Source organism: Streptomyces sp. NBC_00683 (assembly GCF_036226745.1).
Classification (GTDB): domain Bacteria; phylum Actinomycetota; class Actinomycetes; order Streptomycetales; family Streptomycetaceae; genus Streptomyces.
On sequence record NZ_CP109013.1, the window covers coordinates 3,099,528 to 3,125,595 of the forward strand.

A 26,068-nucleotide genomic window follows, 5' to 3' on the forward strand; every position below is an offset into this window, starting at 1 on the left:
GGTCCTGAGCCTAACGGCCCTGCGGAGGTGACTCGTCCAGCAGGAGCTGCTCCAGCTCTGCCCTGCCCGGCAGCCGGGCGGGGCTGACGGTCTCCCCGGTGCGTACGTACAGGAACGTCGCGGCGACCGCTTCGGGCGGAAGGCCGTGCAGTTCGGCCCAGGCCAGGCGGTAGACGGCGAGCTGGAGGGGGTCGGCCGTGTGGTGGTGGCCGGTCTTCCAGTCGACGATCTCGTAGGTGTCGCCCGTGCGGTAGACCGCGTCGATCCGGCCCCGGATCACCCGGCCGGCGAGGGTGATCTGGAAGGGGGTCTCGACGCGGTACGGGGTGCGCCGGGCGTACACGCTGCGCTCGAAGGCTTCCTTGAGCGCGGCGAGATCGCGTTCGTCGGCGATCTCCGTGTCGTTGTCGTCGCCCCCGGGGAGCTCGTCGGGGCCGAGCATGGGCAGCGGCAGCTCCTCGAATCTGGACTCCACCCAGGCGTGGAAGCGGGTCCCCCGGCGGGCGGCGGGCTGTGGGGGCCTGGGCATGGGGCGGGCCAGTTCCCGCGCGAAGCTCTCGGGGTCGTCGGCCAGGTGCAGGAGCTGGGTGGCGGAGAGCGAGGCGGGTACGAGGACGTCCCGCACGGATGCGCGGGCACGGCGCAGTTCACCGGCGAGGGCGTCGAGATCGCGGTCCCAGGAGGCGAGGGTGCGCGATTCCTCCGGGGTGAGCTCCGCGTCCGCGGGGGTGCGGGCGGCGGGGACCTGGGGGGTGGGCGGGGCATCGTGGGAGGGCGCACCGTCGGGGAACGGGTCGTCGTACGGTGCGTCGGTCTCGTCGTACAGCTCCTCCCCGTTGTCGTACGGGGGTTCCACATCCTCGTCGTACGGGGGCTCCTCGTACGCCAGGGCGGGGCCCTCCTCGTACACATCCGGTACGGGAGTGGCGGCCAAGGCCTCCAGGTGGGCCAGCACCGTGTCCCTGGCCTCGCGGCGGCGGGCCATGGACACGTCGTCCAGGGGAAGCGGCCAGGCCTGATCGGTGTCCTTCTCCTGGAGTGCCGGGTTCTCCTCGTCCTCCCCGGGCTCGTCGGCCCAGGCCTCGATCTCGCCGTATCCGGCGGCGCAGTGCTCGTACAGCGCCTCGAGGAAGGCGGACGGGCCGCGTGTCTTCTTCTGGGACGGGCCCCACCAGTGGCCGGAGCCGAGGAGCAGGCTGCGGGGGCGGGTGAAGGTGACGTAGCCGAGGCGGAGCTCCTCGGTGTGCTGGTGCTCCTTCATCTCCTCCTTGAAGGCCTTGAGGCCCTTGGCGTCCCAGGAGTGGATGACCGGGAGGGTGGCCGCGTCGCCGCGCAGTGCGTGCGGCAGCACCTTGGACTGCGAGGTCCAGGCGTCCCGGGACTGGCCGCTGGGGAACTGACCGGTGACCAGCCCCGGCACGGCGACGACGTCCCATTCCAGGCCCTTGGACTTGTGCGCGGTGAGCACCTTGACGGTGTTCTCCCCGCCGGGCAGGGCGTTGTCCAGGCCCTTCTCGTACTGCGCGGCGGTGCGCAGGAAGCCGAGGAAGGCGAGCAGGGAGGCTTCCCCGTCGACTGCGGCAAAGCCCGCGGCGACGTCCAGGAAGTTGGCGAGGGTCTCGCGGCGACGGGCGGCGAGGGCGTGCGGCGACGCGGAGAGTTCCACTTCGAGGCCGGTGGTGCCGAGGACGCGGTGCAGTACGTCCATGAGGGGGTCTGCCAGTGAGCGGCGCAGGTCGCGCAGCTCGGTGGCGAGGCGGGCGAAGCGGACGCGTGCCTCGGCCGAGAACGGCAGTCCGTCGTCCTCGGCCCCTCCGGACTCCAGGAAGGTGTCCAGGGCGTCGGCGAGCGAGATCACCTCGGCGGGGTCGATGCCTTCGACCGCTTCGGCGAGACGGCGGTCGGGGTCGAAGTCGTCGTCCTCGCCGTGGGAGGCACGGTGGACGAGGAGGCGGGCGCGGCGGCCGAGCAGTGCCAGGTCCCGGGCGCCGATCCGCCAGCGCGGCCCGATGAGCAGCCGGACGAGCGAGGCGTTGGCCCCGGGGTCCTGGAGGACCTCGCAGACGGCGACGAGGTCGGCGACCTCGGGGAGGTGCAGCAGCCCGGACAGCCCGACGACCTCGACCGGGATGTCCCGGGCGACGAGGGCGGCCTGGATCAGGGGGAAGTCTCCTGCGGTCCGGCACAGGACGGCGATCTCCCCGGGTGCGGTGCCGGTCCGTACGAGGTGGGCGAGGGAGTCGCCGAGCCAGTCGATCTCTTCGGCGTGGGTACGGAGCAGGGCGCACCGCACCATGCCGTCCCGCTCGGCACCGGGCGCGGGCCGCAGGGCCTCCACGCCCTCGTGCATGGCGCGCAGGGGGTCGGCGAGGCCGTTGGCGAGGTGGAGGAGGCGGCCGCCGCTGCGGCGGTTCTCGCTGAGGGAGTAGCGGGTGGCGGGGGTGCCGTCGGCGTGCGGGAAGTGGTGCGGGAAGTCGTCGAGGTTGGCGACGGAGGCGCCGCGCCAGCCGTAGATCGCCTGGCACGGGTCCCCGACGGCGGTGACGGCGTGGCCGGCCGCGGTTTCGCCCGACCCGCCGAAGAGGCCGGCGAGCAGGAGGCGCTGGGCCACGGAGGTGTCCTGGTACTCGTCGAGCAGGACGACCCGGAACTCGTCGCGCAGGATGGCGCCGACCTCGGGCCGGGTGAGGGTCAGCTCGGCGGAGAGTGCGATCTGGTCGCCGAAGTCGAGGAGATCGCGGCTGCGTTTGGCCGCCCGGTAGCGCCGGGTCAGTTCGAGGAGCTCGCGGCGGGCCTCGGCCGCCTCGGGGATCTTGCGCAGCTCGGCGTTGCTGAGCCTGGCCGTTGCGAGCGTGCGGAGCAGTTCGGTGTCGTACTCCGCGAGCTGTTCGGGGCGTACGAGGTGTTCGGCGAGCTCGGCGTCCAGGGCCAGCAGGTCGCTGACCAGCGTGGGGAAGGACCTGGTCAGCGCCGGGAAGGGGCCGGGGGCCTCGCGCAGCACCCGGGCGGCGAGCTGGTAGCGGGTGGCGTCGGCGAGGAGACGGGTGGTGGGTTCGAGCCCGATCCGCAGGCCGTGATCGGTGAGCAGCCGGCCGGCGAAGGCGTGGTACGTGGAGATGCTGGGTTCGCCCGGGGGGTTGTCCGGGTCGATGACGTCCGGGTCGGTGACCCCGGCTGCGACAAGGGCCTTGCGGACCCGCTCGGCGAGCTCGCCCGCGGCCTTGTTCGTGAAGGTGAGGCCGAGGACCTGCTCCGGGGCGACCTGTCCGGTCCCGACGAGCCACACCACGCGGGCCGCCATCACCGTGGTCTTCCCCGAGCCGGCTCCGGCCACGATCACCTGCGGGGCGGGCGGCGCGGTGATGCAGGCCGTCTGCTCCGGGGTGAAGGGGATCCCGAGGAGCTCCTTGAGCTGCTCGGGGTCGGTGATACGCGAGGACACTCCAGAGAGGCTAACCGGAGACACCGACAAAGCCGTCCTGCCCGGACAGAGCACGGGCAGGGGCCCGGGACAGTGCCCCGGACAGCACCCGGTCCGGTGCCCGGGACGTCGCAGGGCGGCTCACCCGGGACGTCACTCGATGATCTGACGGCCTTCGGGCTGTGCGCTGCACGAGGCCCGGAAGGTGCAGTGGGTGCAGTGCTGACCGGCCGTGGGTGTGAAGCGTTCGTCCAGGACGCGGCCGGCTGCCGTGGCCAGCAGGTCCGAGACCCACTCCCCCGACAGGGGTTCCTGGGCCTGCACCTTGGGAAGGGCGTCGCCGCCCTCCTTCTTCGGGGCCGGCTGGCGCAGCTGTACGAGTTCGGCACCGCCGGAATCGGGGCGCCGGCCGTCGAAGACGTCGTCGACGGCGCCTTCCCTGACCGCCAGCTGGTACACGGCGAGCTGGGGGTGCGCGGCCACCTCGTCCTTGGTCGGGGCCCCCTTCCCGGTCTTGAAGTCGACGACGTACGCCCGGCCCTCGGTGTCCTGTTCGACCCGGTCCATGGAGCCCCGGATGCGCACCGCGTACTCCCCCGCTTCGAGCGTCACGTCGAAGTCGTGCTCGCTGGCGGCCGGGGTGCGACCGGTGCGGTCCATGACGTGCCAGCGCAGGAAGCGCTCCAGGGCGGCGCGCGCCTGGTCCTTCTCCTGCTGGGACTTCCAGGGGGCGTCGAAGACCAGGCCGTTCCAGACGGAGTCCAGGCGCTCCATCAGGACGTCCAGGTCGGCGGCGGTACGGCCGGAGGCCACTTCGTCGGCGAGTACGTGGACCACGTTGCCGAAGCCCTGCGCGGCCGTCGCCGGGGCGTCGGCCTTCACCTCACGGCCCAGGAACCACTGCAGGGCGCAGGTGTTGGCCAGCTGGTCGAGGGCGCTCCCGGACAGCGCGACGGGATGGTCCCGGTCGCGGAGCGGCACCTCGGAACGGGTCGGCTCGTTCAGTCCCCACCAGCGGTACGGATGGGCCGCGGGCACCAGCGGCTGGCCCTCGTCGTCGGCCAGCGCGGCGAGCCGGGCGAGCCGGTGGGCGGCGGCGTCGCGCAGGGCGGCCGAGGCTGCGGGGTCGACGGTCGTCGCCCGGAGTTCGGCGACGAGCGAGGCGACCGCGAGCGGACGGCGGGGCCGGCCGGTGATGTCGCGGGGTTCGACCCCGAGTTCGGTGAGGAAGCGTGACGGCTGGTCGCCGTCGTCGGCGGGGGCCTTGACGGCCGTGACGACGAGACGTTCCCGGGCGCGGGTGGCCGCGACGTAGAACAGGCGGCGTTCCTCGGCCAGGAGCGCCCCCGGGGTGAGGGGTTCGGCCAGGCCGTCACGGCCGATCCGGTCCGCCTCGAGGAGCGAACCGCGGCGGCGCAGGTCGGGCCAGAGCCCTTCCTGCACCCCGGCGACGACGACCAGCCGCCACTCCAGGCCCTTGGAGCGGTGCGCGGTCATCAGCCGTACGGCATCGGGGCGCACGGCACGCCGGGAGAGCGTGTCGGCGGCGATGTCCTGGGCGTCGACCTCTTCCAGGAAGTTGAGCGCGCCTCGTCCTCCGGTGCGCTCCTCGGCGCGGGCCGCTGTCTCGAAGAGGGCGCACACGGCGTCGAGGTCCCGGTCGGCGTTCCGGCCGCCCGCGCCGCCGCGCAGGGCTGCCCGCTCCAGCCTTCCGGGCCAGGGGGTGCCGTCCCACAGGGCCCACAGGGCCTCCTCGGCGGTGCCGCCGCCCTCCAGGAGTTCGCGGGCCTTGCGCAGGAGCGCACCGAGGCGCTGGGCGCCGCGGGCGTATGCAGGATCGTGCGCGACGAGGCGCTCGGGCTCGGCGAGGGCCCGGGCCAGCAGCTCGCCGGACGGCGGCGGCACACGGTTGCCGGCGGCCCGCTCCTCGTCGCGCAGGGCACGGCCCAGGCGCCGCAGATCGGCGGCGTCCATGGAGCCGAGCGGGGAGGTGAGGAGGGTGAGGGCGGTCTCGGTGTCGAGCCGGCCCGCATCCGCGGCGCTGTCGGTGTCAGTGTCGGTGTCGGTGTCGCCGTCACTGTCACTGTCGGTGTCGCCGTGGGCGGTGTCCTCGCCCGTCCCGGCGTCCTCGTGCCGCTCGGGCACGGCGCGGCCCACCGCCGCCGTCGCCACCGTCCGCAGCGCGGTCAGCAGGGGTGCGACCGCCGGCTCATGTCGCAGCGGAAGGTCGTCGCCGTCCACCTCCAGCGGCACACCGGCGGAGGTCAGCGCCCTGCGCACGGCGGGAATCGACCGGCCTCCGGCACGCACGAGGACCGCCATGTCCTTCCACGGCACGCCCTCCTCCAGGTGCGCACGCCGCAGCAGGTCGGCGATGTTCTCCAGCTCGGTGGAAGCGGTCGGATAGGTGTACGTCTCGACGCGGCCGCCTCCGCGTACGGCGGACAGCTCGCGGTGGGCCCGGACCTTGTCCGACGGCAGGCGGGTGAGCGGCATCCGGCGGGTGAGCAGCCGGGTGGCGGCGAGCAGCTGCGCGCCGGAGCGGCGCGAGGTGGTGAGGACACCGACGGGGGCGGGCGCGCCGTCGGCACGGCGGAAGGTGTCGGGGAACTCGAGGATGCCGTTCACATCGGCGCCCCGGAAGGCGTAGATCGACTGGTCCGGGTCGCCGAAGGCGATCAGTGTCCGGCCTCCCCCGGTGCCCGGGGCGCTCCCGGAGTTCCCCGCGAGCGCGTGCAGCAGCCGCACCTGGGCCGGGTCCGTGTCCTGGTACTCGTCGACGAAGACCGCGTCGTAGCTCCGGGCCAGCAGTGCGCCGACCTCGGGACGCTCGGCGAGCAGGACGGCCCGGTGGACCAGTTCCGCGTAGTCCAGGACGCCCTGTGCGTCGAGGACGTCCAGGTATTCGGCGAGGAACTGCGCGGCGGCGCTCCAGTCCGGGCGGCCGGTGCGGCGCGCGAAGGCGGCGAGGGCGTCCGGGCCGAGACCGAGTTCGCGGCTGCGGGCCAGCACCGCGCGCACCTCGTCGGCGAAGCCGCGCGTGGTCAGACAGGCCCGCAGCTCGTCGGGCCAGCGGACATGGGCGAGCCCTGCCTGTTCGAGGCCGAGCTGGCCCGCGAGGAGCTCGCGGACGGTGACGTCCTGCTCGGGTCCGGAGAGCAGCCGCAGCGGATCGGCGAACAGGTCGGCGTCCTGGTGTGCGCGCACCAGGGCGTAGCAGTACGAGTGGAAGGTGGTGGCCTGCGGGCCCCTGGGGCCACCGAGCCGGGACGCCATCCGGTCGCGCAGTTCCACGGCCGCCTTGCGGCTGAAGGTGAGGACCAGGATGCGGGCCGGGTCGGTCCCCGCGGCCACGCGGGCGGCGACGGCCTCGACGAGCGTGGTGGTCTTGCCCGTGCCCGGTCCGGCGAGGACCAGCAGCGGGCCGGTCCGGTGGTCAACCACCGCGCGTTGACCTGCGTCCAGGAGAGGGGGGTCCACGGATCCCGGCGGGGTGCGCACCAGCCGGTAGGCGCCCGGGGTCCGCCGCCGTGCCTGACGGTGCGGACTGTTCCGGGTGGTGAAGGAGGAGCTCACGTGGATCGCCGGTCCTGGTGGGTGTACTCGGTCTGCTCGGGTGGCCTGGGTGTGCTGGGAACGAAGGAGCGGAGCGTGCCGCGCGTGGACGACGCTACGCCAGCGGCGGGCCGGCGCGCAGCGACTGGGCTGCGTCCCTCGTCACGTGTGCGCCCCGCGGATCCGGCTCGTGTCCCGTACCGGCCCGGCGCATGTCTCCTGGGCGCGCGATGGCCGAAGCTGTCAGATGTGAGCTTCCTCGCCCCCGGCCGGACCGTGGTCCGGACCGCTGCCCGGACGGCCTGTCGCGTCCGTGACGCCGTCCCATCTGGCGCGCTTCATGTCGAGGCGCGGGAGGTGCACACCACTGCGCGAGGCTTCGCGCAGTGGTGTGCCCTCCTCGCGGTAGTGGTCCAGCGCCCGCAGCTCGTGCCCCGGGAGCAGTGCCCCGTCGGCCCGCACGACACGCCACCAGGGCACCGCGGAGCCGTACAGGGCCATCGTCCGGCCGACCTGTCTCGGTCCGCCGTCGCCGAGCCACTCCGCCACATCGCCGTACGTCATGACGCGGCCGGGCGGGATCAGGTCGGCGACGTCCAGGACCCGCTCCGCGTACTCGGGCAGTTCCGCGTCCGTGGGGGGCTGCGGCGCCGCACCGGCAGCGCCGCCGCTCGTCCGGTCTTCGCTCATCCGGCACATCCTGCCGTACGCCACCGACAGCCGTGCCGGTTCGGTGTCGCCCTGATCACACAGCGTGCACGCGAGGGCAAAGGAGCGTATGTTGCGCATCGCGCACCCGTGCAATGCACCCTGATGCCCCCCTCTGTCTGCAGGCCGTGCCACCATCATGCGGGCGGTGACCGGTGATACGAGAACACGAAGACCAATCAGAGGCGACGAAGGAGCAGGGCGTGCAGCCACCGAAGGCGGCCGACGCCTCTGATGCGGAGCCGCGGCCGAACGCGGCCGACGCCCCGGATGCGCAGACCGCCGCCACGGACGACCGGAGCACCCCCGGGACCGAGGGGGAGCACCTCGCGGGCTCGACCCTCGCCACGGCCGGCGCGGGGCTGACCGACCGCGTATCGGGTGACGAGCCGCTGCTGCCCGCCCGTGTGCACCGCCCCTCCGATCTGCTGCGGCTCCTCGTCGGTGTCCTCGCGATCGTCCTTCTCTTCTCCATCGCCGCCTTCGCCCAGGGCACCACCACCGGCCTCGAGGACGACATCTCCAAGGGCACCGACCAGGCGCCCGACCTGCTGATCAAGATCGCCGGACTGGTGTCCAGCATCGCTGTGCTGCTCGTACCGGTCGCCTTCGCGATCGAGCGTCTGGTCAAACGTGACGGGCTGCGCATCGCGGACGGCGTGCTCGCCGCCGTGCTGGCCCACGGGGTGACGCTGGCCACCGACCTCTGGGTCGCGAGATCGGCGTCCGGGACGATCCAGGACGCGCTGACCCAGCCGCAGCCCGGTGACGCGCTCACCGATCCCGTACACGGTTATCTCGCCCCCGTGATCGCCTACATGACAGCGGTGGGCATGGCGCGCAGACCGCGCTGGCGGGTCGTGCTGTGGGTGGTGCTGCTCCTGGACGCGTTCGCGATGCTGGTCGGTGGCTACACCACGCCGTTCTCGATCATCCTGACCGTGCTCATCGGCTGGACCGTGGCGTACGGCACGCTGTACGCGGTCGGTTCGCCGAACGTCCGTCCGACCGGCCAGCACCTGATGGCCGGTCTGCGCCATGTGGGCTTCCACCCGGTCGCCGCGATGCGCACCGAGGACACCGCCGACAACGTCGACCAGAGCGACCGCGGCCGCCGCTATCTGGTCACCCTGGAGGACGGTCCACCGCTGGATGTGACGGTCGTCGACCGGGAACAGCAGGCACAGGGCTTCTTCTACCGGGTGTGGCGCAGGCTCACCCTGCGCAGCATCACCCAGCGCCGCTCCATCCAGTCACTGCGCCAGGCTCTGGAGCAGGAGGCGCTGCTCGCGTACGCGGCGATCGCCGCCGGGGCCAACGCGCCCAAGCTGATCGCGACCTCCGAGCTCGGTCCCGACGCCGTGATGCTGGTGTACGAGCACATCGGCGGGCGCTCGCTGGACTCGATGGAGGACGAGGAGATCACCGACGACCTGGTGCGCGGCGCCTGGCGGCAGGTCAAGGCGCTCCAGTCGCGGCGGATCGCGCACCGCAGGCTCACCGGTGACGCGATTCTGGTGGATCGTTCCGGCACGGTGTTCGTCACGGATCTCCGCGGCGGTGAGATCGCCGCCGGCGACCTGATCCTGCGCATGGACGTCGCCCAGCTGCTGACCACCACGGGGCTTCGGGTGGGTGCCGAACGGGCGGTGGCCGGGGCGCTCGCCGTGCTCGGTCCCGACGCCGTGGCCGACAGCCTGCCGCTGCTCCAGCCGATCGCGCTCAGTCGCTCCACCCGGGCGACGCTGCGCAGGATCGCCCGCGAGCGCTCGCAGCGCGAGCGTGAGGCCGTGCTCGAGGCCTCCCAGTCGGCCAAGCAGGCCAGGGCGGACGGGCAGGACGAAGCGGCGGCAGGCGACCGCAAGACGGCACGCAAGTCGCTGCGCACGGAGAAGCAGGCCGAGAAGCGCGCGATCGACGACGCCCTGGACGAGGCACGCGAGGAGGACCTGCTCGCGCAGATCCGCCGGCAGGTGCTGCTGATCCGGCCGCAGGCGCCGGTCGAGCCGGTGCGGCTCGAACGCATCAAGCCGCGCACCCTGTTCAGCTTCATCGCGGGTTCGATCGCCGCGTACTTCCTGATCTCGCAGGTCACCGAGGCCGACTTCGGGACGGTCGTCGAGCAGGCGGAATGGGGCTGGGTGGCGGCGGCGCTGGGCTTCTCCGCCCTCAGCTACATCGCGGCGGCCATGAGCCTGCTGGGCTTCGTGCCGGAGCGGGTGCCGTTCGGCAAGACGGTGCTGGCGCAGGTGGCCGGGTCGTTCGTGAAGATCGTCGCACCGGCGGCGGTCGGAGGTGTGGCCCTGAACACCCGCTTCCTGCAGCGCGCCGGAGTACGCCCGGGGCTCGCCGTCGCGAGTGTCGGCGCCTCCCAGCTGTTCGGTCTCGGCTGCCACATCCTGCTGCTCGCCCTGTTCGGCTATCTGACCGGTACGGAGAAGACGCCGGACTCGCTCACCCCGTCGAGAACGGTCATCGCGGGGCTGCTCACCGTCGCGGTGCTCGTGCTGGTGGTGACCGCGATCCCCTTCATGCGGAAGTTCATCGTGACCCGGGTGCGGTCGCTGTTCGCCGGGGTCGTGCCCCGCATGCTCGACGTCGTGCAGCGCCCGCAGAAGCTGGTCACCGGCATCGGCGGCATGCTGCTGCTGACCGGCCTGTTCGTGCTCTGCCTGGACGCGTCCATCCGCGCGTTCAGCGGTCCCGACGTACCGCAGCTCAGTTACGCCAGCATCGCGGTGGTCTTCCTCGCGGGCAACGCCCTGGGATCCGCGGCGCCGACCCCGGGCGGTATGGGGGCGGTCGAGGGTGCGCTGACCCTGGGTCTCATCGCGGTGGGCCTGCCGAAGGAGGTCGCGGCGCCTGCGGTGCTCCTGTACCGCGTGATGACGCTGTGGCTGCCGGTGCTTCCCGGCTGGATCTGCTTCAACCAGCTGACCCGGAAGGGCGAGCTCTAGAGCGCGTCCCAGGACACGCTCCGGAACAAACCGCGCGGGGCACGTGCCACTCGCATGGACCGTGCCCCGCGCGCTCCCCAGCGCCCCGCCGCACGATGGGGTCATGAGGACCTCCCCCGCCCTGCGTGCCGCTGCCCTCGCTGCCACCACCGCCGTGCTGCTGCCGCTGGCGGCCTGTTCCGACAGCGACGACAGCGGGGGTACGGACCGGGCGAAGCCCTCCACGGCATCGACCGCCTCCCCCACGGCGACGGCGGAGGAGCTGTCCTCCCAGAAGCTCGACTGGCAGCCCTGTCCCGCCCCGAACGAGGCCCAGGGCAGCGGGGCCTCGCCCTCCCCGCTGCCGGGCGGGGCGGTATGGGAGTGCTCCTTCATGGACGTGCCGCTCGACTACGCGGAGCCGGACGGCAGGACCATCGAACTGGCGCTCGTCCGGGCCAGGGCAAGGAACCAGGACCGCAGGATCGGTTCGCTCGTCTTCAACTTCGGCGGACCGGGCGCCTCCGGTGTCGCCACCCTGCCGTCCTTCGGAACGGAGTACGAGACGCTCCGTACCCGCTACGACCTGGTGAGCTTCGACCCTCGCGGGGTGGGCCGCAGCGAGGGCGTCGCCTGCTCGGACGACGAGGAACTCGACGCGCGGTACGAGAAGGACGGCACCCCGGACGACGCCGCCGAGGAGAAGGCCTTCGTCGAGGACCAGAAGTCCTACATCGCGGACTGCGAGGACAACTCCGGCGACGTGCTGCCCTTCGTCGGTACGACGAATGCCGCCAGGGACATGGACCTGCTCCGCGAAGTGCTCGGCGACGACAAGCTGAACTACTTCGGGATCTCGTACGGGACGGAACTGGGCGGTGTCTACGCCCACCAGTTCCCGAAGGAGGTCGGCCGCATGGTCCTGGACGCCGTCGTCGACCCGACGGAGAACTCCAAGGAGTCCTCGCTCGGCCAGGCCGAGGGCTTCCAGCTCGCCCTGGACAACTTCACCGCCGACTGCGCCGAGCGCGACGACTGCAGGCTCCCCGGTTCCACCTCGCAGGAGGTCCAGGACTGGATCGCCGCACTCCTCGCCCAACTGGAGAAGAAGCCCGTCCCGGGCCTCGGCGAACGCGAACTGACACAGACCCAGGCCACCACCGGCATCGCGTCGGCCCTCTACTCCAAGGAGACGTGGCCGCTGCTCGAACAGGGTCTCGACGAGGCGGACGGTGACAACGGCGGGCTGCTGCTCGCGCTCGCCGACTCGCTGAACGGCCGCTCCGAGGACGGCCGCTACGACAACTCGAACGCCGCCAACGCGGCCATCAACTGCGCCGACTCCAAGGAGCGGTTCACCCTGGAGCAGACCAGGGCGGCCCTCCCCGCGTTCCGTGAGGCCTCCCCGGTCTTCGGCGACTACCTGGGCTGGGGACTCATGTCGTGCACCGGCTGGCCCGTCGCGGGCGCCTGGGAAACTCCCGACGTCAGCGCCCCGGGTTCGGCACCCATCCTGGTCATCGGCAACACCGGGGACCCGGCGACGCCGTACGCGGGCGCCAAGGCGATGGCGGCCGAGCTCGGCAAGGGGGTCGGGATCGAGCTCACCTACAAGGGCGAGGGGCACGGTGCGTACAACGGCGGCAGCGTCTGTGTGCAGAGGGCCGTGGACGGCTATCTGCTGAACGGGAAGGTACCGGCGACGGGCACGGTCTGTGAATGACAGCCCTTAGCATGACCGGGCATCTGAAACGCCCGCGTGCGCCCACCGCCTTCGCGGAATCGGGCTCCGGGCAACGGGGAGGGAACGCACATGCGTGTACGCGGACGGGCCGCCAGGGCCGCTGCCCTGGCCGGGGCGGCCCTGCTGACGGCAGGAGTGCTGGCGGGATGCGACAGCCCCGCACCCCCTCAGCCCGCGTCCCCGGAAACCGCGTCCGCGCGGCCCGGCTCCCCGCCGTCCTCCTCGTCCGCCCCCCAGAAGCTGAGCTGGAAGCGCTGCGAAGCCCCGGAGGGCGGCAGGGCACCCGGTCCCGCCTGGCGGTGCGCCACCGTCGACGTCCCGCTGGACTACGCGCGCCCGGACGGCGACACGATCGGCATCGCACTGATCCGCAAGCAGGCCACGGCGAAGAGCCGGCGCATCGGCTCCATGCTCTTCAACTTCGGCGGCCCCGGGGGCTCAGGCGTCGACATCCTGCCGCGCGCCGCCGGTTCGTACCGGAAGCTGAACACCCGCTACGACCTCGTCGGCTTCGATCCCCGCGGCGTCGCCGGCAGCTCCGGGGTCCGCTGCCGCACCGACGAGGAGCAGGAAAAGGCCTACCGCGAGATCGACATGACCCCGGAGACGGCTGCGGAGGAGACCGCGTTCGTCAAGGACGGCGCGGACTTCGGCGCCGGCTGCGAGCGCCGGTCCGGCAAGGTGCTCCCCCATGTCGGCACGACGAACGCGGCCCGGGACATGGACGTGATCCGCAGGACGCTCGGCGACGAGAAGCTTTCCTACTTCGGCATCTCGTACGGTACGGAGCTCGGCGGAACGTACGCCCATCTCTTCCCGAAGAACGTGGGACGGGTCGTGCTGGACGCGGTCGTCGACCCGACGGCGGACACCGTGGGCCACGCGCGCAACCAGGCGACGGGCTTCCAGCGGGCGCTGGAGAACTACCTCGAGGACCGCGGCCAGGACCCGGAGGCGGGCACACGGCGGATAGCGGCGCTCCTGCGGCGGATCGACGCCGACCCCCTGCCGACCTCCTCGGGCCGCAGGCTCAACGAGACGCTCGCCATCACCGGCATCGTGACCCCTCTCTACTCGAAGAGCGGCTGGCCGACCCTGACGGACGCGCTCGACGAGGCCCAGAACAGTGGCACGGGCGACGGGCTGCTCCGGCTGGCCGACTCGTACAACGGCCGTGACGAGGAAGGGCACTACGACACCCAGAACCATTCGCAGCGGGCGATCTCCTGCGCCGACACCAAGGCCAGGCCGACGGCGTCCGAGGCGCGGGCACTGCTGCCCGAGTTCCGCGAACTGTCGCCGGTCTTCGGCCCGTTCCTGGCGTGGGACACGGCCGGATGGTGCGCCCGGTGGCCGGTCGCGGGGGAGCACGACACGCCGGAGGCGAGTGCTCCGGGCGCCGCGCCGATGCTCGTCATCGGCACGACAGGCGACCCGGCGACACCGTACGAGGGCGCGCAGAAGATGGCCGACGAGCTGGGCGAGGGGGTCGGCATCATGGTGACCAACAAGGGTGAGGGGCACGGCTCGTACGGCGAGAGCACGTGCGTCACCTCGCTCGTCGACGCCTACTTCCTGGACGGGAAGATCCCGGCGGACGGCCGGACCTGCGGCTGACGGCCCCATGCGGAAGGGGCCGGCCCCGGTGCGGAGCCGACCCCTTCCGTACAGCGGAAGACCTAGTAGACCGGCTTCTCGGGCTCGATCTGGTGGACCCAGCCGATCACGCCGCCGCCCACGTGCACCGCGTCGGCGAAGCCCGCCGACTTGAGGACCGCGAGGACCTCGGCGCTGCGGACACCCGTCTTGCAGTGCAGGACGATGCGCCTGTCCTGCGGAAGGTCCTGAAGCGCGTTGCCCATCAGGAACTCGTTCTTCGGGATCAGCTTGGCGCCCGGGATCGAGACGATCTCGTACTCGTTCGGCTCGCGGACGTCGATGATCTCGATCTTCTCGTCCCCGTCGATCCACTCCTTGAGCTGCTTGGGAGTGATCGTGGAGCCGGCCGCCGCCTCCTGGGCCTCCTCGGACACGACGCCGCAGAAGGCCTCGTAGTCGATGAGCTCGGTGACGGTGGGGTTCTCGCCGCAGACCGCGCAGTCCGGGTCCTTGCGGACCTTGACCTGGCGGTACTGCATCTCCAGGGCGTCGTAGATCATCAGCCGGCCGACCAGCGGGTCGCCGATGCCGGCGAGCAGCTTGATGGCCTCGTTGACCTGGATGGAGCCGATGGACGCGCAGAGCACGCCCAGGACACCGCCCTCGGCGCAGGACGGGACCATGCCGGGGGGCGGCGGCTCCGGGTAGAGGCAGCGGTAGCAGGGACCGTGCTCGGACCAGAAGACGGACGCCTGGCCGTCGAAACGGTAGATCGAGCCCCAGACGTACGGCTTGTTCAGCAGGACCGCGGCGTCGTTGACGAGATAGCGGGTGGCGAAGTTGTCCGTGCCGTCCACGATCAGGTCGTACTGGGCGAAGATGTCCATCACGTTCTCGGCTTCGAGCCGCTCCTCGTGAAGGACGACGTTCACCAGCGGGTTGATACCCAGCACCGAGTCCTTGGCCGACTGGGCCTTGGACCGGCCGATGTCGGCCTGGCTGTGGATGATCTGGCGCTGCAGGTTCGACTCGTCGACCTCGTCGAACTCCACGATGCCGAGCGTGCCGACACCGGCCGCGGCCAGGTACATCAGGGCCGGCGAGCCGAGCCCGCCGGCGCCGACACAGAGCACCTTCGCGTTCTTCAGCCGCTTCTGTCCGTCCATCCCGACATCCGGGATGATCAGGTGGCGGGAGTACCTGCGGACCTCGTCGACGGTGAGCTCAGCAGCTGGCTCGACCAAGGGTGGCAGCGACACAGGAACCTCAACAATGCAGGTGGTCGGTTTCTACGTACTTCATCTACGTACGGTTGTTCTGCCGTAACACTGCCACGCCGCTCCTCATTCCGAGATACCGGGTCCGATCCGCGAGACAAATTCGTCCCAGTAGCTGGGCAGTGCCGCAAATGGGTTCGTTTGTCCTCGTCGGTCGTCACGGTCGGTGAAGAAGATCGTGCCCGCGCCCTGCCACCGGGCGACGCGCATGGCCTCCTCCAGGTGGGTGCGCGGAACCCCGTGGACGAAGTGGGCGAAGCGGCCCGGCTCGTACGCGGCGGTCCACTCGGCCACCTGCGACCAGCGGTAGTCGGTCCACGGCCCGCGGAAGGTGACCAGCTGGTCGGCGGCCTCGGCGTAGCCGGGATGCGGGTGGGTGCCGTGCCCCAGGACCAGCATGCCGCCCCCGTCCGCGCTGTCGCTGTCCTCCAGGAGCGCACCCAGGGTGCTGGTGAGCCGGCGGACCGCCGGGAGGCCGGCGCGCTCGGCGGGGCAGCGGTCGAGGTAGAAGCCGCCGACCCGGTACCAGTCGAGGAAGGACTGGGCGTCGGCGACCAGTTCCCCGAAGGGGCGGCTGCCGAAGGCCAGGTCGAGGTGGCCGAGCAGCCGGCCGCCCGCCGCCCGTACCGCGTCGTCGGGAGCCTCTCCGTGCAGGGCCCGTTCCCGGGCGTTACGGAGGCGGCCCGCCGCCTCCAGACAGTGCGGGTCGGGTCGGGCCCCCGGCCCGTTGTCGATGTTGAGGACCGCCCAGTGCAGCGGCGTGCCGGGGCGGTTGAGCTCGGCCCACTCGGTGGGGGCGAGCATCGGATGGGCGTAGCCGGGGACGCCGACGCCGAGCTGTTCGGCGCCGCTGGTCCGCAGGGCGGCGCCGGTACTGGTCAGATACGGCATGCCGCCTCCATCCAGATGTCGGCCAGGGACTCCTCCAGATTGATCCGGGGGCGCCAGCCGAGCCGGTCCCTGGCGGTGCGCACATCGGCCTGCTGCCACGCGCCGCAGCCGTCCGGGTAGGGGGACGGGGTCGCGGCGAGATGCTCGACGACGGACTCCGCGGAGGTCCGGGGCGCGCCGATCGGGAGCCGGGCGGGAGGCGAGTCCAGCTCGTGGAGAGCGCCCGCGTATCCGGCGACCCTGGCGAGGACCGCCGCCGCGTCGCGCAGCCTCACGGCCCTGCCGGTGCCGATGTTGACGACGCCCTGGGCGGCGGACAGCGAAGCGGCGTGGACGGCGCGCGCCACGTCCCGTACGTCGACGAAGTCGCGCTGCACACCGAGGCCGCTGAGCTTGAGCTCGGGGTCGCCGGACTGCATGGCGCGGCGCATCGTCTCGGCGAGCCTGCCGAGCGGGGAGCCCGCCGGGGTGCCGGGCCCGACCGGCGAGAAGACCCGCAGGACGACGGCGTCCAGGCCGGAGCCGAGGACGAGCTCGGTGGCGGCGAGCTTGCTGACGCCGTACGGGCCTCCGGGACGGGGCACGGCGTCCTCGGGGGTGGACGAACCGGGCTGCGAGGGCCCGTACTCGGAGGCGCATCCGACCTGGACGAGCCGGGCGCTGCAGCCGCTGCGCCGCATGGCCTCGCAGACGGTGGCGACGGCGACGGTGTTGTGGCGGGTGAGGTCGCGTGCGCCGCCGCGGGTGGCGCCCGCGCAGTTGACGACGACTCCGGGGTGGACCGCGTCCAGGAAGCGGGTGAGCGCTCCGGGACTTCCGCCAGCGAGGTCGAAGCGTACGTCGGCGTCGTCGCCGCGGCCGAGCGCCGTGAGGTGCACGGCGGGGTCGGCGAGCAGGCGGTCGGCGACGAAGCGGCCGAGGAATCCATTGGCTCCGAGCAGCAGAACCCTCATCGCGCGCCCCCTGAGTGCCGACGGCGGGTTGCCGGTGCGAGGGATTGGGGGGTCATGTCCGGTGTCTCCTTGAGGAAGGTGTGGTGCGGGAGGAAGGTCCGCGGCGTCGGCTCCGCGGATGGGCGTTCTCTGGTTACGCCGTGGCGTGGGCGGAAGCCCGGGAGAGCGCGACCGAGGCGTGGATCAGGAGGCCGAGGGCGGCGACGCCGCAGGCCAGGGTGGGTACTCCTCCGGTGCCGGCCGTCATGACGAGGGCCTCGACGGGCCGGGCGAGGAGGTCGAGACCGGGCAGCCGCCCGGCCAGGATCAGGAAGGGAGCGGCCACTTCGACGGCGCATGCTGCGGCGAGTCCGGTGGCGGCGGGTTCGGGGAAGCCGTGGACGGCCAGCAGGCGGGCCAGGAAGAGCAGGGCTCCGAGCGCGGCCGGGGCGAGAGGGGCTCCGCCGCCCCCGTAGCCGAGATCCGCGAGGAACAGCAGGGCGCCCAGCGCGCACAGGAAGACGGCGACGAGGCCGAGGAGCAGGGGGCGTACTCCGTCACCGAACTCCGCCAGCCCGTGGCTGCCGGCGAGGCGGTCGCGGGCGTGCACGGCGAACAGGTGCGCGCACCAGGCGGCGGGGGCCACGGCCAGCGCCAGCCCGAGCACGGGCGCGGGCGCCGCCGCCCAGTGCCCGTCGGGACCACCGCTGATGACCTGGCCGAGCAGATCGTCGCCGTACACCGCGTAACCGAGGAGCCAGCAGACGTACAGCGTGACGCCGCCGACGCTGTCCGCGGTGCGCAGGGGGCCGGTCCGCAGGCAGAGCCGGAGCGCGAGGGCGACGAGCAGCGCCCCGACGGCCGTCACGGCGAACCGCGCCTCCCCGTCGAGGACCCCTTCGGTGGCCCTGAGCGCCCCGACGGTCGCGAGGCACGCGGCGCCGGGCAGCAGCGCGAGCAGCGTCCAGCCGGCCCGCGCCTCGGTGTCGGGCCCCGGCTGCGGGGCGTCGGAGGGGGTGGGCCGTACAGCGCCCGGTACGCGGGCGTAGAGCTCCTCCGCGAGGCTGAAGACGTCACGGTGCCGGTAGCGGGCGGCGGTGCGGTCGGTGAGCCCGTGGGCCTCCAGACCGGCGGCGATCTCCAGGGGGTCGACGGCCCGCTCGCAGAGGTCGCGGTGCCGGTGCATGAGCAGCTTCACGGGGTCGGCGGGGCCGCGCCGCGCGGCGGGCCTGCGGGCGGGGTGGTAGGCGATCTCGGGTGCGCGGACGCCGGGGGCGGCCGGTTCCGGGGCACCGCCGGCCGGCGACGCGGACGTCCCGCCGTCCGTGTCGCCGGTGGCCGTGGCGGACAGCGGGTCCGTCGCGGTGGCCTCCGGGGCGCGCTCCGGCAGTGCGGCGGCTCCGGCCCGGACGTCGGTCGGTCGGCCCATCGTGGGTCCTCCGTGGTCATGGCCGGTCAGGTCGTCACGCATCGCGGTCCCCCGCTCGGCGTGCGCCCGCGCACACGCCCTCCTCGGCTCCGACCGCCCAGCTCGGCACCCGGGGGGCGCCCGAAGCCGCCGGGGCGGGAGGCAGGTGGCCCAGCACATGGGCCTCGGGGGGTGTGGCGAAGGGGCGTGGCGGGCCGTCGGGGTCCTCGGGACCCGCTGTCGCCGCCCATCGGGCCGGGGACTGCATCACGAGGTCCAGATAAATGCCGCGAAATGCCGCAAGGTTCTGCTCGACGGTGAAGAGTTCGAGCGCCCGGGCACGTGCCGCGGCGCCGAGTCGTGCGCGGCGCTCGGGGTCGCGCAGCAGCGCGACGCAGGCGTCGGCGAGCGCCCGGGGGTTGCGCGGGGGCACCACGAGCCCCGTACCGCCGATGACTTCGACCACGGCGCCCACGTCCGTCGAGACGGTGGCCCTGCCGCAGAACATCGCCTCGACCAGGCTGATGGGGAAGCCCTCGACAACGCTGGACAGGACGACGACACCGCCCGCCGCGTAGGCCTCCGCCAGGTCGGGTACCTCGGGGCCGCCGATCTCCTCGAAGGTGACCGGGTTGTCGCCCACGGCGTGCGCGTCCGTCGCCTCGTCGGGGAAGAGCTGGGCGGCGAGCGCCTTGCAGTGCGCGAGGTAGGTGTTCCCCTCGCCGCCCTGGGCCGGGGCCCCGAAGATGCGCAGCCGGGCGTCCGGTTCGGCCCGGCGCACCTCGGCGAAGGCGTGCAGCAGGGCGATCAGGTCCTTGGCGGGTTCGATCCGTCCGATCCAGACGAGCGTGTCCGGACCGCCGTCGTCGTCGCCCTCCCCGACGGCCGCGAAGCGCTCCGCCTCCATGCCCGGGTAGACCGTGCGCAGCTTGGCGCGGTCGGCCCCGCACCGCTCCTGCCAGCGGCGTACATGGGTGTTGCCGGGCGTGATGACCGCGGCCTGCCGGTACACCTCGGAGGCCAGCTGCCCGTGGAAGTTGGCCAGCAGGGCGCGCACCGGCGCACCGAACGGCGCCTCGGGCGCGGCCAGATAGTGCGTCCGCAGCGGTACACCGTGTTCCGTGACCAGCAGCGGTACTCCGAAGAAGCGTTTGGCCAGCAGCCCGGGCAGGGCCGCGGCGCCGCCGGAGGCCGCGTGGCAGAGGTCGACCGCCCCGAGGCTCTCCTCGTCGTACCAGTCGAGGGAGAGCGGGCGCAGGACGCGCTCCAGTTCGGCGGCGAAGGCGAGGTAGTCGGGGACGGTCGCGCCGTGCACGGTCCGTCCGGTCCCCGGGGCGCGGCACGCCGACTCCACGATCCGTACGGTCACCTCGGAGCGCAGTGCGGTGTGCAGGCCACCGCGCTCCCGGGCCAGTTCGGCCAGACCGTAGAGGCCGTCGGTGAAGCGGTCCGCCGACGCGGCGCAGGCGGCCGCCCGCCCGGTGTCCTCGCCGGTCTCCGCGGCGGCGTCGCCCCCCGCACAGACCGCGTCGACGAGCGCCGTCACGTGCGAGGTGAAGCGCCGCCGGTCGCGCCGCCCGTACGAGCGCCCGAGGCCGGTGGCGAGCCGGCCGGGCAGCCCTCTCGGACGGAGTCCGTGCCGGGCCTCGTCGTCGTGCGTCCACAGCGGCGCCGTCCGCACCCGCGCGACCCGGTCCGGGAGCCTCACCCAGCCCTGTTGTTCCTGGTGGGCGGAGCGGCTGAGCGCGAAGAGGTCGAACTCGTGCTGGGGCAGACCGCGCACCAAGCGGTCGCACCAGAGTCTGGACTCACCGGTCGCATACGGATAACCACCGTCCGTGAGGAGTCCGATCCGCACGAGCACACCCCCGATCTCCCTTGTGGGCGGCCGCCGTTGATCGGCGACTCACAGCGGGACGACCGTAAGCGGATACGCCGGTGGTGCGACGGACGGTTGTCCGTCGCACCACCGAAAGGGGTGAACCACCGTAACTTTCCCGCCCCCGTCGCGTTCTGTCGCGATAAGGTGCCGTTCGGTTACAGGGCGTCAGGCTGCGGCCAGCTCCTTGCGGGCGGCGCGGCGCACGGCCGCACGTGCCGGATCGAGCGCCGGAACAGCCGCCAGGAGCTGCTTCGTGTACGGGTCCTGCGGGGATCCGTACACCTCGTCCACCTCTCCCTGTTCGACGATCCGGCCCGCCCGCATGACCGCCACCCGGTCGCTGACCTGCCGTACGACCGCCAGGTCGTGGGCGATGAAGACCAGGCCGATGCCCAGCTCGCGCTGGAGCTCGGCGAGCAGCGCGATCACCTGGGCCTGGGTCGTGACGTCGAGCGCGGAGACCGGTTCGTCGCACACGATCAGCTTCGGCTCCGCCGCCAGTGCGCGGGCGATCCCGATCCGCTGCCGCTGCCCCCCGCTGAACTCGTGCGGGTAGCGCTCGTACCGGTCGGCGTCGAGTCCTACCCTCTCCAGCAGTTCGCGCACCCGGTCCCGGATCCGTGTCTCGTCGCTCCCGCCCGCCGCACGGAGCGGATCGGCGACGGACTCACCGATCGAGCGGCGCGGGTTGAGCGAGGCGACGGGGTCCTGGAAGACCATCTGGAGCTCACGGCGGTGCGGGCGGAGCGCCTTCTCCGAGAGGGAGCCGATCTCCGTACCCCCGTACCGGAGCCGGCCCGCCGTCGGGTCGAGCAACCGCACAAGCATGCGGCCGAGCGTCGTCTTGCCGCTGCCGCTCTCCCCCACGATGCCCAGGGTCTCGCCCCGGCGGACGGTGAGCGAGACACCGTCCACGGCCGTGACCCGGCGTGCGCCCCGGCCGAACTCCCGCCGTAGGCCGACGGCTTCGAGCAGCGGTTCGCCGCCCGCCTCCGCAGCCCTCGGGCCCGGGATCCGCGGCACGCGTTTCACATCCGCCCGGGGTACCGACGCGAGCAGTTCACGGGTGTACGGCTGCCGGGGCGCACCCAGCACCTCGGCGACCGGGCCGCGCTCCACCGCGCGCCCGTCCTGCATCACCAGTACGTCGTCCACGCTCTCCGCCGCGACGCCCACGTCGTGCGTGACCAGCAACAGCCCCATGCCCGTCTCGTGGCGCAGGTCGTGCAGCAGGTCCAGGATCTGGGCCTGCACGGTGACGTCCAGGGCCGTGGTCGGCTCGTCGGCCACGATCAGCTGCGGTTCGCAGGCCAGCGCCATCGCGATGAGCGCACGCTGCCGCATCCCGCCCGAGAACTCGTGCGGCCGGAACCCCGCCCGGCGCGCCGCGTCGGGGATGCCGACCCGGTCCAGGACCTCGACGGCCCTGGCGCGCGCGGCCCGCCGCGAGGCGGAGGTGTGCACCCGGTACACCTCGGCGATCTGGTCGCCGACCGTGTAGTACGGGTCGAGCGAGGAGAGCGGGTCCTGGAAGACCATAGCGGCCTTCGCACCCCGCAGCGCCCGCAGTCCGCTCTCGTCCGCGCTGCCCACGTCCGTGCCGGCGACGTGGACGGACCCGGTGACCCGGGCCCCTGTACCGCGGTGCAGTCCGAGCAGCGCGTACGCGGTCGCGCTCTTGCCGGAGCCGGATTCGCCGACGACGCCGAGCGCGCCGCCCGCCTCCAGGGTGAACGAGAGTCCGTCCACGGCCCGGACGGTTCCGAAGTCGACGGTGAGGTCCTCGACCCGGATCAGCGGCGTTGTCATGACAGGACCACCCGTCGGTCGGCCAGCGCGTACAGGACGTCCGCGACGGCATTGGCGAGCACCACGAAGAAGCCGGTCACGAGCACCATGCCGACGACCACCGGCAGGTCGACGACCTTGACGGCGTGGACAAGTTCGCGCCCGATGCCCGGGATCCCGAAGAGGGATTCGGTGAGGACCGCGCCGCCGAACATGGAACCGAAGTCGAGGGCGCTGAGCGCGATCACCGGTGCGAGCGCACCGCGCAGCGCGTGCCGCCCGATGATGGCGCGCTCGCTGACCCCGTACGCGCGGAAGGTGCGCACATGGTCCTCGGCGAGCGTCTCCAGCATGGAGCTCCTGGTCAGCCGGGCGTACTTGGCGGACTCGATGAGGGCGAGGGACACCCAGGGCAGCAGCAGCCCCCAGGCCCACTGTTCGGGGTCCTCGGCGAACGGCACGTAGGTCGGCGACGGCAGCCACTGGAGGGTGGAGCAGAAGACGATGATGAGCAGCAGCCCGATGACGAACACGGGCGTGGCCGTGCCGGCCAGGGTCAGCCAGGTCAGCACCCGCTCGGTGATCCGGCCCCGCCGCCAGGCGGACAGCACTCCCGTACCGACGCCGAGCAGGACCCAGCCGGCGAACGCGCCGATGACGAGCGATCCGGTGACCGGCAGTTTGGCCAGGATCAGCTGGGTGACCTGCTGGTCGCTCTGGTACGAGACTCCGAGGCAGGGCGCGGGGCAGTGCTCGGTGCCCGTCCCGGTGGAGTAGTCGTGCCCGGCGACGATGCCCTGGAGGAAGTGCCAGTACTGCGTGTACACCGGGTCGTCGAGCCGGAGCTGTTCGGTGACCTGGGCGACCTGTGCGGGCGAGCAGCGCGGACCGCAGGCGATCTGGGCGACGTCGCCGGGGGCGACGTAGAAGACCGCGTACAGGATGACGGTCAGGGAGAGGAGTACGAAGACGGCGCCGCCGATGCGCCGCAGCAGGAATCCGGTCACGACGCCCGCCCCTTCGAAGGTTCCTTGCGCTCCTTGCGTCCGGTGCCGATCCGCAGCCGGGACGCGGCCCGCGGGTCGAGAGCCGTGCGGACGCCCTCGCCGAAGACGGTCAGGGCGAGCACGGTGACGAAGAGGAGCCCGGCCGGCAGCAGCAGATAGGTGGGGGCCGACTGGTACCAGGTGTCCGCCTCGGTGAGCATCTGCCCCCAGGACGGTGTGGGCGGTTTGATGCCGACGCCGAGGAAGGACAGGGCAGCCTCGACGGTGATGTTGACGGGGAAGAGCAGCGCGGCGTACGTGATGACGGGCGCGGCGAGCGAGGGCAGCAGTTCGCGCCGGGCGACGCTCCATTTCCCGCGTCCGCTCAGCCTGGCCGCCGCGACGAAGTCGAGCGACTTCAGGCTGAGCGCCTGGGCACGCACGATCTTCGACGTGCCGGCCCAGTTGATTCCGCCGATGACCAGGGCGATCAGGACGGGCCGGGGGAAGGCGGGCGGGACGATCGCGAGGAGTCCCAGGGCGATGACCATGAGCGGCAGGGCGACGTTGATGTCGGTGATCCTGCTGAGGACCTGGTCGACCCAGCGGTTGCCGAGTGCCGCGGCGAGTCCCACGACGAGGCCGATGGCGACCTGCAGGAGGGTGGCGACGACGGCGACGCCGAGGGAGACGCGGGCTCCGTAGACGACGCGGGCGAAGAGGTCTCGGCCGGTCTGCGGTTCGACACCGAGCCAGTGCTCGGCGCTGATGCCGCCGAAGGGTCCGATGGGCACCCCGCCGGCGGCCGAGTCGACGAGGTCGGGGTGGTAGGTGTTGGGGTCCTGGCCCGCGAGCGCGGTGAGCAGCGGCGCGGCGAGGGCGGCCAGGATGAGCAGGAGGACCACGACCGCCGCGGCGGTGGCCGCGCGCTGTGCGCGCAGCCGCTGCCGGAACTGCCGGGCCCCCGAGGCGGGAGCGGCCACCGGGGCCGCTCCCGCCTCCTGGACCAGAAGTGCTTCCGACATGGCTACTTGACCGCGACCTGGGAGATGTCGAGGACGCCGGTCCAGTCGCTGATGACGACGTTCTTGATGTCCTGGCCGAAGAGCCGCTTGTACACCGGGTGGAAGAGCGGCACGGTCAGCGCCTGCTCACCGATCTTCTTGTCCAGGGCGCCCCAGCGCTGGGCCGCGGCGTCCAGGTCGGTGAGCTTGTTGATCTCGTCGATCTCCTTGTTGACCGACGCGTCGTTCAGGAAGCCGGTGTTGAAGTTGGCTCCGTCCTTCACGATCTGGCGGCCGTCGAAGATCGGGGCGAGGAACGGGCCGCCGGAGGGCCAGTCGGCACCCCAGTGGGCGAGGAAGAAGCCCGGCTCCTTGGAGGCGCTGTGGATGGTGTCGGAGTAGTCGTTGCTCTCCAGGCCCTTGAGCTCGACGGTGATGCCGGCCTTCTTGAGGGCGGCCTGGAGGGCGGTGGCGATCTCCGGGCTGGTCTCGAAGTCCTTGTCGTTGGAGTGGGTGAGGGTGACGGTCAGGCCCTTGGGGTAACCGGCCTCCTTCAGCAGCTCCTTGGCCTTGGCGGCGTTGCCCGTCTCGCCTGCCGGGAAGTGGTCGTAGGGCGTGTATCCGAAGGACTTCTGGTTCGGCAGGTAGGTGGTGGCGGGCTCGGCGAGCGAGGACCCGCCGGCAGCGTTGACCACCGAGGAGCGGTCGACGGCGTACGAGATCGCCTGGCGCACCTTGGGGTTGTCGAACGGCTTCACCTTCGGGTTGAAGGCGATGTAGTTGGTGTAGCCGAAGTGGCCGGTGCCGACACGGGCGGCGAGCTTCTTGTCGCCGGAGACCTTGGCGAGTTCCGCCGGGCCGAGGTTGGTGTCGGTGGTGACGGCGGCGGAGTCGGCGCCCTGGGAGCCGGAGAGGCGCTGGTTGATGACGGCGGAGTCCAGCCCGGAGCGTACGTCGATCCGGTCCGGGTAGGCCTTGCGCTCCTCGTCGGTGGCGGCCGACCAGTGCGGGTTGCGCTCCAGGACGAGCCGCTCGCCGTCGTTCTCGTTGGAGACGACCTTGTACGGCCCGGAGGAGACGGGGTGCTCCTCGTACTTGGTGCCCTTGTCCTTGGCCTGGGGCACCGGGGTGGTCTGGGTCTGCGTGGCGAGGTAGGGGAACTCGCCCTCGGGCTTGTTGAGGTGGAAGACGATGGTCTTCGCGTCGGGCACCTCGATCGAGGCGAGGCCCTTCTTGTCCTTGTACGGGCCCTGGTAGTCGGCGCCGCCGATGAGCCAGTCGCGCAGGTAGGGCGCGCCGCCGGAGAGTTCGGCGGCGAAGGACCGCTCGATGCCGTACTTGATGTCCGCGCTGGTGATCGCGGTGCCGTCCTCGTACTTCAGCCCGTCCTTGAGGGTGTACGTCCAGACGGTGGCGTTCTTGCTGGGCGTGCCCAGGTCGGTCGCCAGGTCGGGGACGACCTGCGCGCCCGCGGCGCCGTCCTCCCGGTTGCGGGTGGTGAGCGTACGGAAGACGAGGGAGGGGACGTTGCCGCCGCCCGAGGTGTAGAGGCGCGCCGGGTCGAAGTCCTCCTGCGGGTTGCTGTTGAGGACTGTGAGGGTGCCGCCCTTCTGCGGCTTGCCCCCGGCGCCGGACTCGCCGTCGCCCTCCGTTGTGTCCTGGGGTCCCGCGCAGGCGGCAAGACCCGCGACCAGGGCGAGGCTGACGGCTGCGGTCGTTGCCACACGACGCGATATGACGGACGGCTGACTCATCGGAAGATGACCTCTCGGTGTGCTGCGGCGGGAAAAGGAGAAAGAAGTACCGCGCAGACGCATGAGGTTCTGCCCCGGAACGGGGAAGGAGACCGAACACCGAAATGCCGCGCCTGCGGACGGAATACGCCCGGGCGCGGCAGTCATGACCGAGGGTGCCCCGGAAAAAGGGGGCGGAAAAGG

General features: G+C 72.3%; 15 protein-coding genes. 3 read left to right on the plus strand and 12 right to left on the minus strand.

The window, feature by feature from the left end; translation table 11 throughout:
- Positions 1-10: 10 nt before the first annotated feature.
- The 3 genes from OG257_RS13560 to OG257_RS13570 all read right to left on the minus strand — a co-directional run bounded on the left by OG257_RS13560 (position 11) and on the right by OG257_RS13570 (position 7,666).
- A complete protein-coding gene (locus tag OG257_RS13560; protein ID WP_329207623.1) occupies positions 11-3,442 on the minus strand; it encodes a UvrD-helicase domain-containing protein in 3,432 nt (1,143 codons plus the stop codon).
- Positions 3,443-3,574: 132 nt separating this feature from the next.
- Complete coding sequence (locus tag OG257_RS13565; RefSeq protein ID WP_329207625.1) at positions 3,575-6,997, minus strand: ATP-dependent helicase; 3,423 nt, start codon at positions 6,995-6,997, stop codon at positions 3,575-3,577.
- Positions 6,998-7,219: 222 nt separating this feature from the next.
- A complete protein-coding gene (locus tag OG257_RS13570) occupies positions 7,220-7,666 on the minus strand; it encodes an MGMT family protein (protein ID WP_329207627.1) in 447 nt (148 codons plus the stop codon).
- A 221-nt stretch (positions 7,667-7,887) separates the two neighbouring features.
- Here OG257_RS13570 and OG257_RS13575 point away from each other — a divergent pair, with 221 nt between their 5' ends.
- From OG257_RS13575 to OG257_RS13585, 3 genes are all read left to right on the plus strand, one after another.
- Positions 7,888-10,641, plus strand: coding sequence for a lysylphosphatidylglycerol synthase domain-containing protein (locus OG257_RS13575; protein WP_329207628.1), 2,754 nt, complete (start codon positions 7,888-7,890; stop codon positions 10,639-10,641).
- A gap of 103 nt (positions 10,642-10,744) precedes the next feature.
- Positions 10,745-12,343 (plus strand): alpha/beta hydrolase, encoded by a 1,599-nt coding sequence (locus OG257_RS13580; RefSeq protein ID WP_329207630.1) that lies wholly within the window; start codon positions 10,745-10,747, stop codon positions 12,341-12,343.
- Between the two features lie 90 nt (positions 12,344-12,433).
- Entirely contained in the window at positions 12,434-13,981 is a 1,548-nt protein-coding gene (locus tag OG257_RS13585) for an alpha/beta hydrolase (protein ID WP_329207632.1), read from the plus strand.
- 62 nt (positions 13,982-14,043) lie between these two features.
- Here OG257_RS13585 and moeZ read toward each other — a convergent pair whose 3' ends face one another.
- The 9 genes from moeZ to OG257_RS13630 all read right to left on the minus strand — a co-directional run bounded on the left by moeZ (position 14,044) and on the right by OG257_RS13630 (position 25,885).
- Positions 14,044-15,222 (minus strand): adenylyltransferase/sulfurtransferase MoeZ, encoded by a 1,179-nt coding sequence (moeZ, locus tag OG257_RS13590; RefSeq protein WP_329207634.1) that lies wholly within the window; start codon positions 15,220-15,222, stop codon positions 14,044-14,046.
- 84 nt (positions 15,223-15,306) lie between these two features.
- Positions 15,307-16,131, minus strand: coding sequence for a spherulation-specific family 4 protein (locus OG257_RS13595; RefSeq protein WP_329207636.1), 825 nt, complete (start codon positions 16,129-16,131; stop codon positions 15,307-15,309).
- Entirely contained in the window at positions 16,119-17,084 is a 966-nt protein-coding gene (locus tag OG257_RS13600) for an NAD-dependent epimerase/dehydratase family protein (RefSeq protein ID WP_329207638.1), read from the minus strand. The genes OG257_RS13595 and OG257_RS13600 overlap by 13 nt, the downstream gene beginning before the upstream one ends.
- 133 nt (positions 17,085-17,217) lie before the next feature.
- Positions 17,218-18,492 (minus strand): hypothetical protein, encoded by a 1,275-nt coding sequence (locus tag OG257_RS13605; RefSeq protein WP_329207640.1) that lies wholly within the window; start codon positions 18,490-18,492, stop codon positions 17,218-17,220.
- 34 nt (positions 18,493-18,526) lie between these two features.
- Positions 18,527-20,329 (minus strand): DUF3492 domain-containing protein, encoded by a 1,803-nt coding sequence (locus OG257_RS13610; RefSeq protein ID WP_329215070.1) that lies wholly within the window; start codon positions 20,327-20,329, stop codon positions 18,527-18,529.
- Positions 20,330-20,518: 189 nt separating this feature from the next.
- On the minus strand, positions 20,519-22,162 hold the full coding sequence (locus OG257_RS13615) for an ABC transporter ATP-binding protein (RefSeq protein ID WP_329207642.1): 1,644 nt from the start codon (positions 22,160-22,162) through the stop codon (positions 20,519-20,521).
- Positions 22,159-23,148, minus strand: a complete 990-nt coding sequence (locus OG257_RS13620) for an ABC transporter permease (RefSeq protein WP_329207643.1) — start codon at positions 23,146-23,148, stop codon at positions 22,159-22,161. The genes OG257_RS13615 and OG257_RS13620 overlap by 4 nt, the downstream gene beginning before the upstream one ends.
- Complete coding sequence (locus OG257_RS13625; protein ID WP_329207645.1) at positions 23,145-24,152, minus strand: ABC transporter permease; 1,008 nt, start codon at positions 24,150-24,152, stop codon at positions 23,145-23,147. Before OG257_RS13625 ends, OG257_RS13620 begins: the two co-directional genes overlap by 4 nt.
- A gap of 2 nt (positions 24,153-24,154) precedes the next feature.
- Positions 24,155-25,885 carry an ABC transporter substrate-binding protein gene (locus OG257_RS13630; protein WP_329207646.1) on the minus strand — a complete coding sequence of 577 codons (1,731 nt, stop codon included), beginning with the start codon at positions 25,883-25,885 and terminating at the stop codon, positions 24,155-24,157.
- Positions 25,886-26,068: the final 183 nt, after the last annotated feature.

Coding starts and splice junctions, on each gene's coding strand:
- OG257_RS13570 (WP_329207627.1), bottom strand. CDS start 7,666: ATGAGCGAAGACCGGACGAGCGGCGGCGCTGCCGGTGCGGCGCCGCAG.
- OG257_RS13580 (WP_329207630.1), top strand. CDS start 10,745: ATGAGGACCTCCCCCGCCCTGCGTGCCGCTGCCCTCGCTGCCACCACC.
- OG257_RS13585 (WP_329207632.1), top strand. CDS start 12,434: ATGCGTGTACGCGGACGGGCCGCCAGGGCCGCTGCCCTGGCCGGGGCG.
- OG257_RS13595 (WP_329207636.1), bottom strand. CDS start 16,131: ATGCCGTATCTGACCAGTACCGGCGCCGCCCTGCGGACCAGCGGCGCC.
- OG257_RS13600 (WP_329207638.1), bottom strand. CDS start 17,084: ATGAGGGTTCTGCTGCTCGGAGCCAATGGATTCCTCGGCCGCTTCGTC.
- OG257_RS13605 (WP_329207640.1), bottom strand. CDS start 18,492: ATGGGCCGACCGACCGACGTCCGGGCCGGAGCCGCCGCACTGCCGGAG.
- OG257_RS13615 (WP_329207642.1), bottom strand. CDS start 22,162: ATGACAACGCCGCTGATCCGGGTCGAGGACCTCACCGTCGACTTCGGA.
- OG257_RS13625 (WP_329207645.1), bottom strand. CDS start 24,152: ATGTCGGAAGCACTTCTGGTCCAGGAGGCGGGAGCGGCCCCGGTGGCC.
- OG257_RS13630 (WP_329207646.1), bottom strand. CDS start 25,885: ATGAGTCAGCCGTCCGTCATATCGCGTCGTGTGGCAACGACCGCAGCC.